We start from the raw sequence: 16,131 nt of genomic DNA on the forward strand, positions 1-16,131 counted from the left end.
CCACGGAGAGAACTGTTGCGGCGCAACAGATTGGACTTCTGCTGTGATTCCTGAACCCGCCGGCGTGGATCCACCGTGGCTCGCCCTGCCACCGGCCGTCAGCGACCTGCTGCGGCCCCTCACCCCGGATCTCGTGGAAGCGATCATCCAGGCGGTCCCGCAGCTGGTCCCGGCCTACGCCCGCCCCATCGAGGGGAGCTTCGGCCGGGGCCTGCGCACCGGGGTCGCCGCGGCCCTGGAGCGTTTCCTCGAGCTGCCGGGGACGCGGCTGCCCGCGGTCTCCGACCCGAGCCGCCAGCTGGTGGCGGGCCTCGGCAGGGGTGAGGTCCGCCAGGGTCGCAGCATGGATTCGCTGCTCGGTGCGTACCGGATGGGCGCGCGCGTGACCTTCCGGGAGATGTCGCGCCGCTCCATGGAGGCCGGGCTCGGGTCCTCCGTGGTGGTGGACCTGGGGGAGTCGATCATGGCGTACATCGACGAGCTCTCCGCCGTCAGCGCCGAGGCGTACGCCTTCGAGCAGTCCGAGCGCGCCGGGGCGGTGGACCGTCGCCGTGCCGAGCTGCTCGAACTGCTCCTCCTCGGCCAGGCGGACGAGACCGCACTGCGGCAGGCGGCGTCGCTCGCCGACTGGGCGCCGCCCGCGCGCCTCGCGGTGGTCTCGCTGCCGCTCGAGCGGGCGCAGGGTCTGCGTGGGCGGCTCGGGGCGGGAGCGATCGTGATCGAGCGCGAGACCGACGCCGTGGCGCTGGTGCCGGACCGCGGCGCGGCATCGCGGAAGGACCTGGCCCGCGTGCTCACCGGGCGCAGAGCCTCGATCGGCCCGGCGGGCGGACTGGAGCAGGTCCCGGAGTCCCTGCGCCTGGCCGTGCTGGCGGCCTCCATGCTTCCTCCGCGCGAGGACGACGACGCCCCGCCGGTCTGGGCGGACGAGCACCTCACGGAGGTGGTGCTGGCGGCCGAACCCTCCGCCGTCGCGGAACTGACCCGGCGCAGGCTCTCCCCCCTGGCGGAACTGCCGGACGGTCAGCGGGAGAAGCTCGAGGAGACCCTGCTGGCCTGGCTGCGGCACTGGGGGCAGCGGGCGCCGATCGCCGAGGAGCTCGGCATCCACGCGCAGACAGTGGGGTACCGGGTGCTGCAGCTGAGGGAGCTGTTCGGGGACGTGCTGAAGGACCCGAAGGCACGGTTCGAGCTGGAGATCGCCCTGCGGAGCCACAGGAGGATCCCGGGTCAGGGAGCGGGTCAGGGAGCGGGCTAGGACATGGGCTGGGGGGCGGCGTAGGTCGCGGACGTCCAGAGATGGAACAGGGCGTAGGCGCGGTATGGGCGCCACACCTCGGCGAGCCGCTCGGCGTCCTTGATGCTCGGGTTCCCCATGGCCCGCCGCGCCACGAGGTCCCCGGGCGTGAAGGCGTCCGGGTCCCGCAGCACGCGCACGGCCAGGTAGTCGGCGGACCAGGGGCCGATCCCCGGGATGGCCAGCAGCTGCTTCCGCAGGGCCGCGTGGTCGCCCGCGGGATCGAGGACCAGACCGTCGACGACGGCGCGCGCCACATTCTGCACGGTCATCCCGCGGGTGCGGGTGACCCCCACGGCGGCCCGCAGTTCCTCCTGCGGCGCCTCGGCGATCACCTGCGGGGTCGGGAAGAGCGTGAGGCCCGACGGCGACGGCGTCCCGTACGCCGCGGCGATGCGTCCACCGAACGTGGCGCCCGCGGCCACGGAGACCTGCTGGCCGAGCACGGTCATGACGGCGGCCTCGAACGGCTCCGGGTATCCCACCGCGCGGAGCCCCGGGCGCTCGCGCACCAGCGGACCGAGGAGCGGATCGTCGTCGAACGCCCGCGCCACCAGCGTGAGGTCCGTGTCGAGGTCCAGCCAGCTCCGCGTGGTCGCCACGAGGTGGGCGAACTCGGAGTCGTCGTCCGTGTCCGCCTCGAGCAGGACGTCCCCCGGCCGGACGGTGAGGGTGACCCGGCGCGGACCGCCCGGGGTGGTGAGCATCCGGGTGTGGGTCCGCCCCTCGATGCCGGAACCTGCGATCTCGCACCCGGGGATCGCGTGGTTCGCGAGGATCGCCGCCAGGGGTCCGGCGTCGAGCGCGCCGTTGGGCGTGAGGACGGCGGTGCGGGTCACGGGAGGATGGCGTCCACGTAGCCGCCGTCCACCCGTACCGCGGCACCGGTGGTGGCCGAGGCGAGGGGGGAGGCGAGGTAGGTGACCATGTTGGCGATCTCCTCCGGCTCGATCAGGCGTTGCAGCAGCGACTGCGGGCGGTGCTCCTTCATGAACTGCCGCTGCGCGTCCTCCCACGGGAGGTCGTGCCCCACGAGCTGGCGCGCGAACTCCTCCACGCCGCCGGTGCGCGTGGGGCCGGCGATCACGGAGTTCACGGTGACCCCCGTACCGCTCGCCTCCTTCGCGAAGCCACGGGACACCCCGAGCAGCGCCGTCTTCGAGACGCCGTAGTGGATCATCTCGGCGGGGACGACGACGGCGGAATCGCTCGCGATGTACTGGACGCGGCCCCACCCGGCGTCCATCATGCCGGGGAGGTAGGCGCGGGTGAGCCGGACGGCGGTGAGCACGTTCACCTCGAAGTAGCGCCGCCACTCGGCGTCGTCGATCTCGAGCGCCGGACGGGCACCGAAGATGCCGAGGTTGTTCACCAGGACGTCCACGGACGGCAGGAGCTCCAGCACGGAGGCCACGCCGTCCTCGGTGGTCACGTCCGCGGGAACGGCCACGAGGTCGGCGTCCGGGGCGTCCTTCCGCAGCGAGTCGACGGCCTGCGCCACGCGCCCGGCGCTCCGGCCGTTGACGCCCACCCGGGCGCCTGAGGCGGCGAGGCCCGCGGCGATCGCGAGGCCGATGCCCTGCGTGGAGCCGGTGACCAGCGCCGTCCTGCCGCTGAGGTCGATTGCCAGTGCCATGGGATCTCCTGGGGTGCGGGGTGGGGGAGCTCCAACCCTACGACGGCGGGGCCTACCACGGCTCGCGGGCGCCGGTGGAGGAACGGGACGGAAAACGCCCGGGGAACTCGTGGAGAAAATCCTCAGCGGTAGCGGGTATATTGCTCCCCGTATCTGGAATACTTCCTCCTCTCCCGAGGTTGAGAGTGGCATCTGGGCGCCGTTCCGCCCACAGAAGGAGATGTACCCCCATGGCAACCGATTACGACGAGCCACGCGTTCGGCCGGAGGACCAGCCCGCCAACGAATCCCTCGAGGCGATTCAGGCGCAGCGCAGCGCTACCACGCAGACCGCGCTGATCGACGTCGAGGACGGTGAGACCGCCGAAGGCATCGACCTTCCGGGAGCCGACCTCTCGCACGAGGAACTCCTCATCCAGGTGATCCCCCAGCAGGAGGACGAGTTCACCTGCATGTCCTGTTTCCTGGTGCACCACCGCAGCCAGCTCGCCCGTGAGAAGAACGGCGAGAAGTACTGCAAGGAGTGCGAGGGCTGACAGCCCCCGCTGGACGTCTGCGAGCCCCTGACCCGTCCGGTCAGGGGCTTTCTGCGTCCCGGGCACCCTGCGCGGGCAACGGCTACGGTGGGCGGATGAAGACTTCCCACGTGATCGTCCTGCCCGGTGGCGGGTACGCCCATCTGTCGGACAACGAGGGCGAGCCGGTCGCCGAGCGCCTGCGCTCCTCCGGTATCTCGGCCTCCGTGTTCCGCTACCCCGTCCAGACGCCCCACCCGGCACCGCTCGACGCCGTCCGCGCCGAGATCCGCCGGGTACGTGCCGCCGGCGCGGACCGCGTGGCCGTGCTCGGCTTCTCGGCGGGGGGCCACCTCGCCGGTCCCGCGGCCCTGGCCCCCGGCGCCCTGGCGGGCGAGCGCGCGGACGCCGCGGTGCTCTGCTACCCGGTGGTGTCCATGGAGCTCGCCACGCACCGGGGGTCGCAGGACCAGCTGCTGGGCAGCGACGCCGGCAACGGCCTCCGCGCAGCCACCTCACTGGACCGGCTGGGGACGGCGGGCCCCCCGCCGCCGTTCCCCTGGCCCCCCGCCGCGGACGAGGCCGTACCCGTGACGCACTCCTACCTGCTGGCGCAGGCGCTCGCCGCGCACGGCGTCCCGCATGCGCTGCACGTCTTCGCCGAGGGTGAGCACGGGCTCGGGCTCGCGCTGGAGGACGGGGCTGCCGGGCAGTGGAGCGGACTGGCTGCGCAGTGGCTCCAGGAACGCGGCTGGTGAACCGCGCCCGGTGTCGACGACGGGCATGGCACCGCGGACAGTAAGCATGCTTGCTATGCTTCCGGCCGCGCTCTACGGTGAGAGGAAGTCAACCTCCTCGAAAGGGCCATCATGATCACGTTCGACCAGATGAAGGACTCCATGAACGCCGGCGCCAACGTGCTGAGCGAGGACGGCGCGGTCCTCGGTCCCATGGGGCAGCTCTACGTGGACGACGCCACGGGGGATCCGAGCTGGGTCACCGTCACCACGCATCCCGCGGGGAACCCGGAGTCCTTCGCCCCCCTGGTGGGGGCCACCCTCGACGGCCAGGACGTCCGCCTGCCCTACTCGCACAGCAAGGTCCACGACTCCCCGAAGATGTCGCAGGACGGTCACCTCAGCCCCGAGGAGGAGAAGCACCTCCTGCGCTACTACGGCCTCATGGAGCCCAAGGAGGGGGTGGATCCCGAGGCGCTCGCGGACGCCGACTCCGCAAATCAGCGGCAGGAGAGCTTCGCCGGGACCTCGGCGCGCACCACCGGGGCCGTCTCCGAGAGCGCCGTCCCCGCCACCGACGACGGCCCCTTCGAGATGACCCGCTCCGAGGAGGAGCTCCGTGTGGGCACCGAGCTCCGCGAGACGGAGCGCGTGCGCCTCGTGAAGCGCGTGGTCACCGAGGACGTCACCATGACGGTGCAGATCCGGCGCGAGGAGCTGGTGGTGGAGCGCGTGCCGGTGCAGGACGGCAAGCCCCTGTACGACGACGGCGCGGGCACGTTCACCAAGGCCGAGCGTGAGCGCCTCTACTCCGCCGTGGAGACCGCCTTCGACGGCGACGTCACCGAGGTGGTGCTGTACGAGGAGCGGCCGCGCGTCGAGGTGGACGTGGTGCCGATCGAGCGGGTACGCGTGAGCAAGGAGATCCACACCGAGGACCAGGTGGTCAGCGGACAGGTGCGCAAGGAGGTCATCGAGACCGAGCACCTGGAGCGGTAGACCCGGGCAGGGGGTATCTGCAAGGGGCTCGTCAGCGTGGATCCACGCCGACGAGTCCTTGGCGGATCCCCCACAGCACGGCCTGCAGGCGGTCCCTCGAGGAGGTCTTCTGCAGCAGACCTGCGAGGTGGTACTTGACGGTGGTCTGCTCCACGAAGAGCCGGGCCGCCATCTCCGTGGTGGAGAGCCCCTCGGCGAGCAGCTCCAGCACCTCGAACTCGCGCGTGGTGAGCGGTACGGCAAGGTTCGACGGCGGGGTGGACGCCGGTTCCGACGTCCGGCGCCGGCCGAACTCGCGGAGGATCCGCCGGGTGAGCCGCTGGTCCAGGGTGCCCTCGCCCCGGGCCACGGACCGCACCGCCCCCAGCAGGGTCTCCTCGTCCGCGCCCTTGAGGAGGAAGCCTGCGGCCCCGGCCTCCAGTGCCGCGAACACGTCCTCGTCGATGTCGAACGTGGTGAGGATCAGGACCTCGGCCTGCAGATGAGGATCGGCGGTGATGAGGGCGGTGGCCGCTATGCCGTCCAGGACCGGCATGCGGATGTCCATGCAGATGACGTCCGGCTGCAGCTCACGCGCCAACCGTACGGCCTCCTCGCCGTCGCCGGCCTCACCCACGACCGTGAGCCCCTCGGCGGAGCCGAGCAGGATGGACAGTCCGGTCCGCACGATCACCTGGTCGTCCACGACGAGCACGCGGATCACCGTGTGGTCCTCTCCGTCGGGCGGGGGACCCGCAACGTGTTCCGCCAGCCACCGTCGACGGACGGCCCGGTGGTCAGTTCGGCGCCGATCAGTTCGGCGCGCTCCCTCATCCCGGTGAGCCCGTGGCCCTGGCGGCCAGGAGTCCCTGCACCGCCCTCCGGGCCGGGCTGCTCCACGGGTCCGTTCTCCACGAGGATCATCATCTCCTCCTGGCCGTACTCGACCGTCACGGTGCACGGGGCACCGGCCGCGTGGTGGGCCGCGTTGGCGAGCGATTCCTGAACCATCCGGTACGCGGAGGTCCCGGCGATGGGCCCGAGCCGGAAGGGCCTTCCGGTCTCGACGTGGTCCACGCGCTGACCGCGACGCAACGCCGTCTCCACCAGCGTGGCCAGATCCGCGGGTCCGGGATTCGCGACGGGTGTGCGCTCGTCGGCGCCCTCGTCCCGGTCGGAGCGCAGCAGACCCACCGTTCCGCGCAGGTCCACCAGGGTGGCGCGGGCCTCCTGCTCGAGCTCCCGCAGCATGGAGCGGCTGCGTTCCGGGTCCGAGTCCACCAGGGCGCCGGCGGCCTGCGCACTCACGATGATGCCGGAGAGGTGGTGGCCGGCGATGTCGTGCAGTTCCCGGGCCAGGGCGTTCCGCTCGGTACTGCGCTCCTGCTCCACGAGATAGTTGCGCTCACGTTCCACGAAGGCCTCCTTCTCGCGGGCGGCACCGGCGAGCTGGTCACGGCCGGACACCAGCTCGGCCACCACCGCGGGGGCCGCGTACTCGACCAGCAGCCGCAGGGCCATCAACGCGCTCGCCTCCACCGGGTTCTCCGACGCCCCGATGACGGCGGCCAGTATCACGACGGCGCTGCTGACGAGGGCCAGGGTGCCGACCGCGGGGTAGGCCCGGGGCCGCGGGATCCGGCGGACCAGGTGGAAGACGGCGATCACCACGGCGAGGCTGCCGATACCCAGTTCTGCTCCGCTCATGGCCAGCAGGGCGCAGTGGAACGCCACCACGACGACGGCGGCGGTGACGGGCCTGCTCCTCCGGACCAGCAGGGCGAGCGCCTGCCCGAGGACGAGTGCGGACTGCAGCGCGACCAGGGGCAGGCCGACGGCCGGTTCCAGCTCTCCGACGGTACCGGCCGTGAAGTACACGACGGCCACCGTGAGGACGGCAGCCACGGGTAGTGCTGTCCGGCGTCGTTCCCGCTGGCTGCCGTTCCTCGTCACGGGACGAGTCAACCACGGCTGGCCGGCTGGGCGGCGCACGCCGGCAGCCTCCCCGTCCCGGATCGTCACCGGGCCTCCTCGCGGAGGGTCTCGAGGGCGTCCACCACGATCCGGTAGCGATCCATGAGCGCGTCCTCGTCCGCGGGGTCCACGATCGCCCGGGGCAGGGCGCTCACCGCGACGGTCACCGCGGTGCCGTCCTGACCCCCCGCGTTACGGGTCTGCGTGCCCGGGATGTCGCCGCCGTGTCCCCACGCGAGGGAACCGTCGGGCAGCGGGAAGCTCTGCAGGCCGAGCCCGTAGGTGGCATCGGGCCACAGCTCGTCGCCGGCGGGGACGGCGCGCTGCAGCTCGGTGAGGCTCGCGGTACTGATCAGCTCCCCGCCGAGGAGCGCCTGCATGAAGGTGTTCAGCTCGCTCGGCGCGGACACCATGGCGCCTGCGGACCAGGCGTAGGAGGGGTCCACGGTGCTGATGTCCTTCAACTCGCCGTCCGCATCCACGTGGTAGCCGCGGGGGTGCTCGCCGCGCAGCTCCTGCTCGCCCGGGACCGGGAGGTACGTGTGGTCCAGGTGCAGGGGTTCCACGATGCGCCGGTCGATCTCCTCGTACAGCGGCCGCTCCGTGAGCCGCTCGACGAGCATCCCGAGCACCAGGTAGTTCGTGTTGCTGTACTCCCACCTCTCGCCGGGCGCGAAGACCGCCGGCGAGTCCAGGGCGACGTCCAGCATGTCCCGCGGGGAGATGTAGGCGTGCTGGACGGCGAAGGCGTCCGCCGCGATCTCGCCCACGTACTCGGGGAGGCCGGAGGTGTGCTGCAGGAGCTGGCGCACGGTGATGGCTCCGCCGTCGATCCCCTTCCCCTGCACGAGGCCCGGCAGGTACGTCTCCACGGGTTCGTCCAACGAGACCGATCCCTCGTCCACCAGCTGCAGCACCACGGTGCTGACGAACATCTTGGTGTTGCTCGCGACCCGCACCTCGCCGTCCAGGGGCGCCGGGGCCCCGGTGGCGAGATCACCGAACCCCGCGGAGACGGAGGTGGCGACGCCGTCCGGGTCGGTGAGGGCAGCCGAGGCCGAGGGGTAGCCTGCGTCGACGAGCCTCTGTACCTGCTCCCGGACCAGCTCGGTCCGCTGCTCGACGTCCAGGGGTGCGGGGGCCGGAGAGGCATCGGACACGGCGGGGAGGGGGGCTGCGGCGGTGGCCGGTCCGATCCCGCCGGGGTTCAGGCCGATGACGGTGCCGGTGCCGGCGGTCACGGCTGCGGCCAGCGCGACGGCGGTCCAGCGCGTGCGGAGGGATCGGGTGGGGGAGGTGGGTGCGGCAGTCACGGTGGTGTCCTTCCGGATGGGTTCGTCGATGCTCTCCACCCTGCCCGTGATGACGGCCGCACACCCCGGCCGCAGGGACAGTCCCTACCTGTCCGAACGGCCAGTCCCCCGTCCGACCCACGGCCGGGGGTGCAATAACGTCACAAAGCTGTTCGCTAATACCTGCTAAGGTGAGCCTTACCTACCGCTCCAGAGGTCGATCCGGCCGACAGCAGCCTGGTACCACCTGATCGATCCTCCGGAAGGACCCCCATGCTCCGCGCCCCCGCCCCTCGTGCACAGAGATTCCTCGCCCTCGCGGCGGCGGCATCCATGACCATCGCGCTCGCGGCCTGCGGTACCCCCGCCGCCGGACAGGACGCCGCGGCGCCGTCGTCGGACACCGGTTTCGAGCCCATCACCATCGAGCACGCGCTCGGTACCACCACCATCCCGGAGAAGCCCGAGCGCGTGGCCACGGTGTCCTGGGCCAACCAGGAGGTCCCGCTGGCCCTCGGTGTGGTGCCCGTGGGCATGGCCGCCGCGAACTTCGGGGACGACGACGGCGACGGCATGCTCCCCTGGGTGTCCGAGCGCCTCGAGGAGCTCGGAGGAGAGACGCCCGTGCTGTTCGACGAGACCGACGGCATCGACTTCGAGGCCGTGGCGGACACCGACCCGGACGTGATCCTCGCGGCATACTCCGGCCTCACCCAGGAGGACTACGACACCCTGAGCGAGATCGCACCCGTGGTCGCGTTCCCCGAGACCGCCTGGGGAACGCCCTGGCGCGAGATGATCGAGCTCAACAGCGAGGGCATGGGGATGGCCGAGGAGGGCGAGGCGCTCGTCGCGGACCTGGAGACGCAGATCGGCGACGCCACCGCGGGATTCCCGGACATCGCCGGCAAGAAGACCATGTTCATGACCCACGTGGACCCCACGGACCTCAGCGAGGTCAGCTACTACACCACGCACGACACCCGGGCCATGTTCTTCGAGGACCTGGGCCTGGCCACCCCCGAGAGCGTGGCCACCGCCTCAGCCGAGACCGACCTGTTCTCCGGGACCATCAGCACCGAGCAGGCCGACGTCCTCGACGACGTCGACATCATCGTCACCTACGGCGACGACGAGCTCGTGAACACCCTCGAGTCCGATCCCGTCCTCGCCCAGGTGCCCGCGGTCGCGAACAAGGCGATCGTGAACCTGCCCGGCACCACGCCGCTCGGCACGGCCGCGAACCCCACCCCGCTGTCCATCTCCTGGGTGCTCGAGGACTACCTGCAGCTCATCTCGGACGCCGCAGACAAGTCATAGTGTCACATCCCGTCCCGCCCGCCGTCGTGGGATCCGCCCCTCCGCGGATCCCGCGACGGCTGCGGTCGTTCTGGCTGGTGGTCGCCGTCGCGGTGCTCCTCGCCGTGGCCTTCGCGTCCGTCACCATCGGGTCGCGTACGGTGAGCCTGGCCGACGTCGTCGCCGCCCTCGGCGGGTCCACGGACGGTTTCGACGAGGCCGCGGTGGCCAAGCGCATTCCGCGCACCTTCCTGGCGCTGCTCGCAGGTGCCGCGCTGGGCGTCTCCGGTGCGGTGATGCAGGGGGTCACCCGGAACCCGCTCGCCGATCCCGGGATCCTGGGCGTGAACACCGGTGCCTCCCTCGCTGTGGTCACGGCGATCGCCACCGTGGGACTCAGCACGGCCACATCCTACATCTGGGTGGCCGTCGCCGGGGCCTCCGCGACCGCGGTGTTCGTGTACGTGGTGGGGTCCCTCGGGCGCGGGGGAGCGACGCCGCTGAAGCTGGCCCTGGCGGGCGCGGCCACCTCCGCCGCGCTCACCTCGCTCATCAGCGCCGTCGTCCTGCCGCGCGGGGACATCTCCGGCCTGGTGCGCTCCTGGCTCGTCGGGGGCGTGGGCGGGGCGACGTCGTCGAGCATCACCCAGGTGCTCCCGTTCCTCGTGGCGGGCCTGGTGATCAGCCTGCTCTCCGCGCGGTCCCTGAACTCGCTGGCCCTCGGCGACGACGTCGCGGCCGGGCTCGGCGAGCGCGTGGCCATAGCACGCGGCGCGGCGGCCTTCGGGGCGGTGCTCCTGTGCGGGGCGGTCACCGCGGTGACCGGGCCCATCGGCTTCGTGGGCCTCGTGGTGCCGCATGCCTGCCGGCTGCTCATCGGCGTGGACCACCGCTGGCTCCTGCCGATGTCCGCCCTCCTCGGCGCCGTGCTGCTCACCGGTACGGACGTGCTGGGCCGCATCGTGGCCCGCCCGCAGGAGATCGACGTCGGGATCATCACGGCGCTCGTGGGGGCGCCGTTCTTCATCTACATCGTGCGCCGCCAGAAGATCAGGGAACTATGACCACGCTGCAGGTGCGCCCCCGGACGGGCATCACGGCCGCCGAGATCGCCACCGGACGACGACGGCGCAGCGCCCGGCGCGGCCTGGTGATCTGCGTGCTCGCCGTGCTGATCGTGCTCGCGTTCGTGATCTCCCTCATGGTCGGGCAGACCACCTACTCCCTGCGGGAGGTGGTAGGTGTGGTCCTCGGGCAGGACGTCGGCGGGGCCACGTTCACCGTGGGCCGCCTCCGCCTGCCGCGGGCCACCCTGGCCGTGATCGCGGGCCTCTGCTTCGGCATCGGCGGCGTGACCTTCCAGACCATGCTCCGCAACCCGCTGGCGAGCCCGGACATCATCGGGATCAGCTCCGGCGCAAGCGCGGCCGCCGCCTTCGCCATCATCACGCTCGGTCTCGGCTCCACCCAGGTGTCCGTGTTCGCAATTGTGGCCGGACTCGCGATCACCCTGCTGGTGTACGGGCTCTCGTTCAAGGGCGGGGTGGTGGGCACCCGGCTGATCCTCATCGGCATCGCCATCGCCGCGATGCTGGACAGCATGACCGCGTACGTGCTCAGCCGTGCCGCGCAGTGGGACCTGCAGCAGGCCTCCCGCTGGCTGACCGGCAGCCTGAACGGCACCCGCTGGTCCGAGGTGGTGCCCGTGGCGATCGCCCTCGTGGTCCTCGTGCCCATCCTCCTCGCGCAGTCGAGGAACCTCTCCGCCTCCCAGCTCGGGGACCACACCGCGTCCGCCCTCGGTGTGCGGGTGGGGCGGCCCCGCCTCCTGGTGATCGTCGCCGCCGTCGGGCTCATCGCGTTCGCCCCGGCCGCCGCCGGCCCCATCGCGTTCGTGGCGTTCCTCTCCGGGCCCATCGCCGCCCGCATCGTGGGCCCGGGCGCATCCCTGCTGGTACCGTCCGCCCTGGTGGGCAGCCTGCTCGTGGTCACCGCCGACTTCCTCGGCCAGTACGCCTTCGGGCTGCGCTACCCGGTGGGCGTGGTCACCGGCGTGCTCGGGGCGCCCTACCTCGTCTACCTGATCATCCGCACCAACCGCTCGGGAGGCTCCCTGTGAGCACGGACCACACGCTCGAGGTCCAGGACCTGACCCTCGCCTACGGCACGCACACCGTGGTGGAGGGCCTGGACCTCCACGTGCCCATGGGCAGCATCTCCGTGATCGTGGGCGCCAACGCCTGCGGCAAATCCACCCTGCTGCGCTCCATCTCCCGGCTCCTCGCACCCAAGCACGGCCAGGTGGTGCTCGACGGGCGCTCGGTGCACCAGATGCCCGCCAAGGAGCTCGCCCGGACGCTCGGCCTCCTCCCGCAGTCGCCCACCGCGCCCGAGGGCATCACCGTGGCCGACCTCGTGGGCCGCGGGCGCCACCCGCACCAGCGCATGTTCTCCCGGTGGTCACGCGAGGACGACCAGGCCGTGGCCGACGCCCTCACCGCCACGGACACCGCGGCGCTCGCCGACCGCCCCGTGGACGAGCTCTCCGGCGGGCAGCGCCAGCGGGTGTGGATCGCCATGGCCCTGGCCCAGCAGACGGACGTGCTGCTCCTGGACGAGCCCACCACGTTCCTCGACGTCAGCCACCAGCTCGAGGTCCTCGACCTCCTCACCGATCTCAACCGGTCCCGCGGCACCACCATCGTGATCGTGCTGCACGACCTCAACCTCGCGGCGCGCTACGCGGACCACCTGATCGCGTTGACCGGGGGCCGGATCAGCGCCCTCGGCACCCCCGCGGAGGTGCTCACCGAGGAGACCATCCGGGCGGTGTTCGGCCTGGACAGCAGGGTGGTCACCGACCCGACGTCGAACAAGCCGCTCATGCTCCCGCTCGGGCGGCACCACGTGATGGCGGAGTAGGGGACCGCACCCGGGGATCACCCGCCACGGGTGATCCCCGGCGGTCCTAGAAGGTGAGGACGATCCGACCCCGGACGCCACCGGCCTCCATGCGCCGGTGGGCCTCGGGCGCGTCCTCGGCCGGCAGGACGTCCGCGACGCGCGGGGTCAGCACGCCGCCCTCGACGGCGCGGCGCAGGCCGTCGAGCTTGTCGTGCGAGTGGTACTCGGAGAAGACCCAGACGGCCTCGAAGCGGATGCCGCGGGCCGGCTCGCCCTTCCACCCGCGCACGGCGATGAAGACCCCGCCGTCGCGCAGGGCCGGGACCGCGTCCTCGTGCAGGAGCGCGGTGTCGGCGACGGCGTCCACGCCGTCCGGGAAGATCTCCCGGATGCGGTCCGCGAGGCCGTCCCCGCGCTCGACCACGTGGTCGGGGCCGAGGGAGCGGACCAGCTCGAGGTCCTTCGATGCTGCGTCCGCCACCACGACCAGGCCCTGCTGCTTGGCGAGCTGGACCAGGTAGTTGCCGAGCGTCCCCGCCGCGCCGGTGACGGCCAGGACCTGTCCGGGCTCGAGGGCGGCGAGTTCCAGGATCTGGACTGCGGTGAGGCCGTTCATCGGGATCGTGGCGGCCTGCTCCAGCGAACTGCCGGCGGGGATGCGGGCGATGGAATCGTCCGGTGCCACCAGGTACTCCGTGTAGGCACCCTTGTGCTCGGACAGGGGCAGGGCGATCGCCATGACCTCGTCACCCACCGTCCAGACGCTGCCGTCCCCCACCTCGTCGACGACGCCGGCGGCATCCATGCCGGGCAGGTACGGCGACGTGGACTGGCTCATGTCGTAGCTGCCGGTCCGTACCCCCGCGTCGGTGGGACTGACGGCGGCGGCACGGACCTTGATCCGGACCTCCTTCGCACCGGGGTGCGGGTCGGGCAGGTCCTGGACCTGGAGGGCCTCGGGACCGCCGAACTCAGTGACTCCGATTGCTTTCATGCTGGATCAACTCCGATACGTCGTGGGTGAGGCTGTTCGTGCCGACCCCGCTCGAGGCAGGGGACTGGTAGAACACGAGATCCACGGCAGGGATTCCTTCACCGTGACCGCACCCCGGGGTCACCGGGAACGACGACGGGGCGCCCGCTGCTGCGGACGCCCCGTCGGGTCGGTTGGGTGCTGCTGGGATCAGGCGGTGCGGACCGCCCGCGTCCTCACCGTCACCGAGCGCGGCGCCAGCTTGGCGTCCTCACCCGTCACGGTCTCGCCCTCCACGCCGGTGATGTCCACCGGGGCGTCGGTGCGGTTGATGAGGAAGACGTACTCGGTGCCGCCGTCGGTGCGGAGAACCTGCTCCACCTCGCCGCGGAGTTCCTCCGGCAGCTCGCTTGTCACACCGGCGCGCGCTGCGAGATCCGCCAGCACGGGGGCGATCCCCTCGGAGCCGAGACGCGCCCCCACGTACGCGGCACTGCCGGCGCCCACGGCGCGGCGGGTCCCCGCGGCGGCGCCTGCGTGCTCACCGCTGGTGTACCGGACGAGGGTCGCGACGTCGCCGGCCCGGGTGTGCACGCGGTCCGCCCACGTCGTGGCGCTCGTGCCGTTGTCCAGGGAGACGCTCTCGCCGTCGAGCAGGGGTCCGAACTCCTCGATCCGGATGCCGAGCAGCTCCGCGAGCGCACCGGGGTAGCCGCCGAGCCAGATGTGGTCGTTCTCGTCGGTGATCCCGCTGAAGTAGCTCGCCACGAGGTTGCCGCCACCCGAGACGTACTCTTCGAGACGGGTCCTCAGCTCCGCGGGGACGGTGTGCAGGATCGGTGCCACCACCAGGCCGTAGCCGGTGAGGTCGGCGGCGGAGGGGACCACGTCGGCGCGGATGCCCAGGTCCAGGAACGCGGTGTACCAGTCGAGGGCCTCCTGCTTGTAGCGCAGGCGGTCGGTGGGGTGGGAGTCCTGCTCGGAGGCCCACCAGGAGTCCCAGTCGAAGAGGATCGCGGCCGGAGCGGCACTGCGGCGTGACCCGACGACGTCGGAGAGTCCCGCGAGCTCCTGCCCCAGGGCGACGACGTCGCGGAAGATCGGGCTGTCCTCGCCGGCGTGGGGGACCATCGCGGAGTGGAACTTCTCGGCGCCGGCCCTGGACTGCCGCCACTGGAAGTAGCAGACGGCGTCCGCGCCGTGGGCCACGTGGGTGAGGGAGTCGCGGCGGAGCGCCCCGGGCTTCTTCGGGGTGTTGATCGGCTGCCAGTTCACGGCGCTGGTGGAGTGCTCCATGAGGAACCAGGGCTTGCCGGCGGCGATGTTGCCGGTGAGGTTCGCCGAGAAGGAGAGCTCGTCCACGGCCTGCGGTCCGGGCACGAAGTAGTGGTCGTTGGAGACGAAGTCCACCTCGGCGGCCCAGTCCGCGTAGTCCATGCCCTTGGTCTCGCCCATCACCATGAAGTTGGTGGTCACGGGGATCTCCGGGGTGATGCGGTGCAGGATGTCGCGTTCCTCGCGCAGGTACTGCTTCAGGGCGTCCGAGGAGAAGCGCTTGAAGTCCAGCTGCTGCGTGGGGTTCGGGTGCGAGGCGGCCTGGCGCGGAGGCAGGATCTGCTCGAAGCGCGTGTAGCGCTGGGACCAGAAGTCGGTCCCCCAGGCGTCGTTGAGGACGTCGATGCTGCCGTAGCGCTCGGTGAGCCAGGTGCGGAAGGCCGCGGCGGCGTCGTCGGAGTAGTCGTAGATGTTGTGGCAGCCGAGTTCGTTGGAGACGTGCCACGCGCAGATCGCGGGGTGGTCCTTGTAGCGCTCGGCCATCGCCGTGACGAGCTTCAGGGCGTGCTCGCGGAACACGGGGCTGGTGGGGCGCCAGTGCTGGCGCGCACCGGGCCAGAGTGTGCTGCCGTCCTGCGTGACGGGGAGGATCTCGGGGTGCTCGGTGGCCAGCCACGGCGGCGGGGAGGCGGTGGCGGTGGCGAGGTCCACGGCGATCCCGTTGGCGTGGAGGAGGTCGATGACCTCGTCCAGCCAGGCGAAGTTCCATTGGTCGCGCTCGGGCTGCAGGCGCGCCCAGGAGAAGATCGCGAGCGAGACCACGTTGACGCCGGCCTCGCGCATGAGCCGCACGTCCTCGTCCCAGACCTCCCTGGGCCACTGCTCCGGGTTGTAGTCGGCGCCGTAGCCCATGCGGGGGCGCTCCGGCTCGGACGGCCAGCGCAACCAGCGGTGGGTGGGGGGTGTGGTCACGGGGTACTCCTCGGGAAAGCGGCGGGTGGTGCGTGCGCCGTCGTCGCCCCCTGGATCAGGGACGACGACGGCGGGGACAGCGGGGTGGGTGGGCGGGCGGGGGCGAGCCGTTCCCTCCCCGCCGGGAACGGAGACGGCACGGTGACACCCCCCCCCGCACCCCCAGCAGAACGGGCGCCCGCGACGCTTCACCGCCCCCCGGGGGGGGGGGGGGGGGGGCGGGGGGCGGCGCGGCGGGAGGCGGAGGGGTGGGGTGGGGGGCGGGGGGCGCCCCGTTTC

Annotated in this window: 15 protein-coding genes; 8 read left to right on the forward strand and 7 right to left on the reverse strand. The window is 71.9% G+C overall.

The window, feature by feature from the left end; all coding sequences use genetic code 11:
- Positions 1-43 precede the first annotated feature (43 nt).
- Complete coding sequence (locus AC792_RS13955; protein ID WP_326948314.1) at positions 44-1,258, forward strand: PucR family transcriptional regulator; 1,215 nt, start codon at positions 44-46, stop codon at positions 1,256-1,258.
- Here the strand turns inward: AC792_RS13955 and AC792_RS13960 are convergent.
- Positions 1,255-2,136: a DNA-3-methyladenine glycosylase family protein gene (locus tag AC792_RS13960; RefSeq protein ID WP_082177764.1), complete on the reverse strand. Its 882-nt coding sequence runs from the start codon at positions 2,134-2,136 to the stop codon at positions 1,255-1,257. The two genes, AC792_RS13955 and AC792_RS13960, sit on opposite strands and share 4 nt — an antisense overlap.
- Positions 2,133-2,927, reverse strand: a complete 795-nt coding sequence (locus AC792_RS13965; protein ID WP_049831120.1) for an SDR family NAD(P)-dependent oxidoreductase — start codon at positions 2,925-2,927, stop codon at positions 2,133-2,135. The genes AC792_RS13960 and AC792_RS13965 overlap by 4 nt, the downstream gene beginning before the upstream one ends.
- Positions 2,928-3,163: 236 nt before the next feature.
- On the opposite strand from AC792_RS13965, the gene AC792_RS13970 reads away from it, so the two are divergent.
- From AC792_RS13970 to AC792_RS13980, 3 genes are all read left to right on the forward strand, one after another.
- Positions 3,164-3,469 carry a DUF4193 domain-containing protein gene (locus AC792_RS13970; protein ID WP_049831106.1) on the forward strand — a complete coding sequence of 102 codons (306 nt, stop codon included), beginning with the start codon at positions 3,164-3,166 and terminating at the stop codon, positions 3,467-3,469.
- 95 nt (positions 3,470-3,564) lie between these two features.
- Positions 3,565-4,206: an alpha/beta hydrolase gene (locus tag AC792_RS13975; protein ID WP_152916238.1), complete on the forward strand. Its 642-nt coding sequence runs from the start codon at positions 3,565-3,567 to the stop codon at positions 4,204-4,206.
- Positions 4,207-4,317: 111 nt separating this feature from the next.
- Positions 4,318-5,184 (forward strand): YsnF/AvaK domain-containing protein, encoded by an 867-nt coding sequence (locus AC792_RS13980; RefSeq protein WP_049831107.1) that lies wholly within the window; start codon positions 4,318-4,320, stop codon positions 5,182-5,184.
- Between the two features lie 31 nt (positions 5,185-5,215).
- Here AC792_RS13980 and AC792_RS13985 read toward each other — a convergent pair whose 3' ends face one another.
- From AC792_RS13985 to AC792_RS13995, 3 genes are all read right to left on the reverse strand, one after another.
- On the reverse strand, positions 5,216-5,887 hold the full coding sequence (locus AC792_RS13985; RefSeq protein WP_049831108.1) for a response regulator transcription factor: 672 nt from the start codon (positions 5,885-5,887) through the stop codon (positions 5,216-5,218).
- Complete coding sequence (locus tag AC792_RS13990; RefSeq protein ID WP_152916240.1) at positions 5,884-7,116, reverse strand: sensor histidine kinase; 1,233 nt, start codon at positions 7,114-7,116, stop codon at positions 5,884-5,886. The genes AC792_RS13985 and AC792_RS13990 overlap by 4 nt, the downstream gene beginning before the upstream one ends.
- Before the next feature lie 65 nt (positions 7,117-7,181).
- The gene (locus AC792_RS13995; protein ID WP_152916242.1) at positions 7,182-8,450 is read right to left on the reverse strand and encodes a serine hydrolase domain-containing protein; all 1,269 of its coding nucleotides are present in this window, start codon (positions 8,448-8,450) and stop codon (positions 7,182-7,184) included.
- A 252-nt stretch (positions 8,451-8,702) separates the two neighbouring features.
- Here AC792_RS13995 and AC792_RS14000 point away from each other — a divergent pair, with 252 nt between their 5' ends.
- From AC792_RS14000 to AC792_RS14015, 4 genes are read left to right on the forward strand one after another with little or no spacing between them, the layout of a single operon-like run.
- The gene (locus tag AC792_RS14000) at positions 8,703-9,749 is read left to right on the forward strand and encodes an iron-siderophore ABC transporter substrate-binding protein (RefSeq protein WP_049831111.1); all 1,047 of its coding nucleotides are present in this window, start codon (positions 8,703-8,705) and stop codon (positions 9,747-9,749) included.
- Positions 9,749-10,792, forward strand: coding sequence for a FecCD family ABC transporter permease (locus tag AC792_RS14005; RefSeq protein ID WP_082177765.1), 1,044 nt, complete (start codon positions 9,749-9,751; stop codon positions 10,790-10,792). Before AC792_RS14000 ends, AC792_RS14005 begins: the two co-directional genes overlap by 1 nt.
- Positions 10,789-11,847 carry a FecCD family ABC transporter permease gene (locus AC792_RS14010; protein ID WP_049831112.1) on the forward strand — a complete coding sequence of 353 codons (1,059 nt, stop codon included), beginning with the start codon at positions 10,789-10,791 and terminating at the stop codon, positions 11,845-11,847. Before AC792_RS14005 ends, AC792_RS14010 begins: the two co-directional genes overlap by 4 nt.
- A complete protein-coding gene (locus AC792_RS14015) occupies positions 11,844-12,650 on the forward strand; it encodes an ABC transporter ATP-binding protein (protein ID WP_049831113.1) in 807 nt (268 codons plus the stop codon). The genes AC792_RS14010 and AC792_RS14015 overlap by 4 nt, the downstream gene beginning before the upstream one ends.
- Positions 12,651-12,696: 46 nt before the next feature.
- Here the strand turns inward: AC792_RS14015 and AC792_RS14020 are convergent, their stop codons facing one another.
- Both AC792_RS14020 and AC792_RS14025 read right to left on the reverse strand, forming a co-directional pair.
- Positions 12,697-13,626 carry an NADP-dependent oxidoreductase gene (locus AC792_RS14020; RefSeq protein WP_049831114.1) on the reverse strand — a complete coding sequence of 310 codons (930 nt, stop codon included), beginning with the start codon at positions 13,624-13,626 and terminating at the stop codon, positions 12,697-12,699.
- A gap of 189 nt (positions 13,627-13,815) precedes the next feature.
- On the reverse strand, positions 13,816-15,852 hold the full coding sequence (locus AC792_RS14025; RefSeq protein ID WP_235436783.1) for a beta-galactosidase: 2,037 nt from the start codon (positions 15,850-15,852) through the stop codon (positions 13,816-13,818).
- Positions 15,853-16,131: the final 279 nt, after the last annotated feature.

Source organism: Arthrobacter sp. RIT-PI-e (assembly GCF_001187915.1).
Lineage (GTDB): Bacteria > Actinomycetota > Actinomycetes > Actinomycetales > Micrococcaceae > Arthrobacter_D.

Bases quoted from the DNA above. Each gene is read 5' to 3' on its own strand.
- AC792_RS13970 (WP_049831106.1), top strand. From the start codon at position 3,164: ATGGCAACCGATTACGACGAGCCACGCGTTCGGCCGGAGGACCAGCCC.
- AC792_RS13975 (WP_152916238.1), top strand. From the start codon at position 3,565: ATGAAGACTTCCCACGTGATCGTCCTGCCCGGTGGCGGGTACGCCCAT.
- AC792_RS13980 (WP_049831107.1), top strand. From the start codon at position 4,318: ATGATCACGTTCGACCAGATGAAGGACTCCATGAACGCCGGCGCCAAC.
- AC792_RS14000 (WP_049831111.1), top strand. From the start codon at position 8,703: ATGCTCCGCGCCCCCGCCCCTCGTGCACAGAGATTCCTCGCCCTCGCG.
- AC792_RS14010 (WP_049831112.1), top strand. From the start codon at position 10,789: ATGACCACGCTGCAGGTGCGCCCCCGGACGGGCATCACGGCCGCCGAG.
- AC792_RS14020 (WP_049831114.1), bottom strand. From the start codon at position 13,626: ATGAAAGCAATCGGAGTCACTGAGTTCGGCGGTCCCGAGGCCCTCCAG.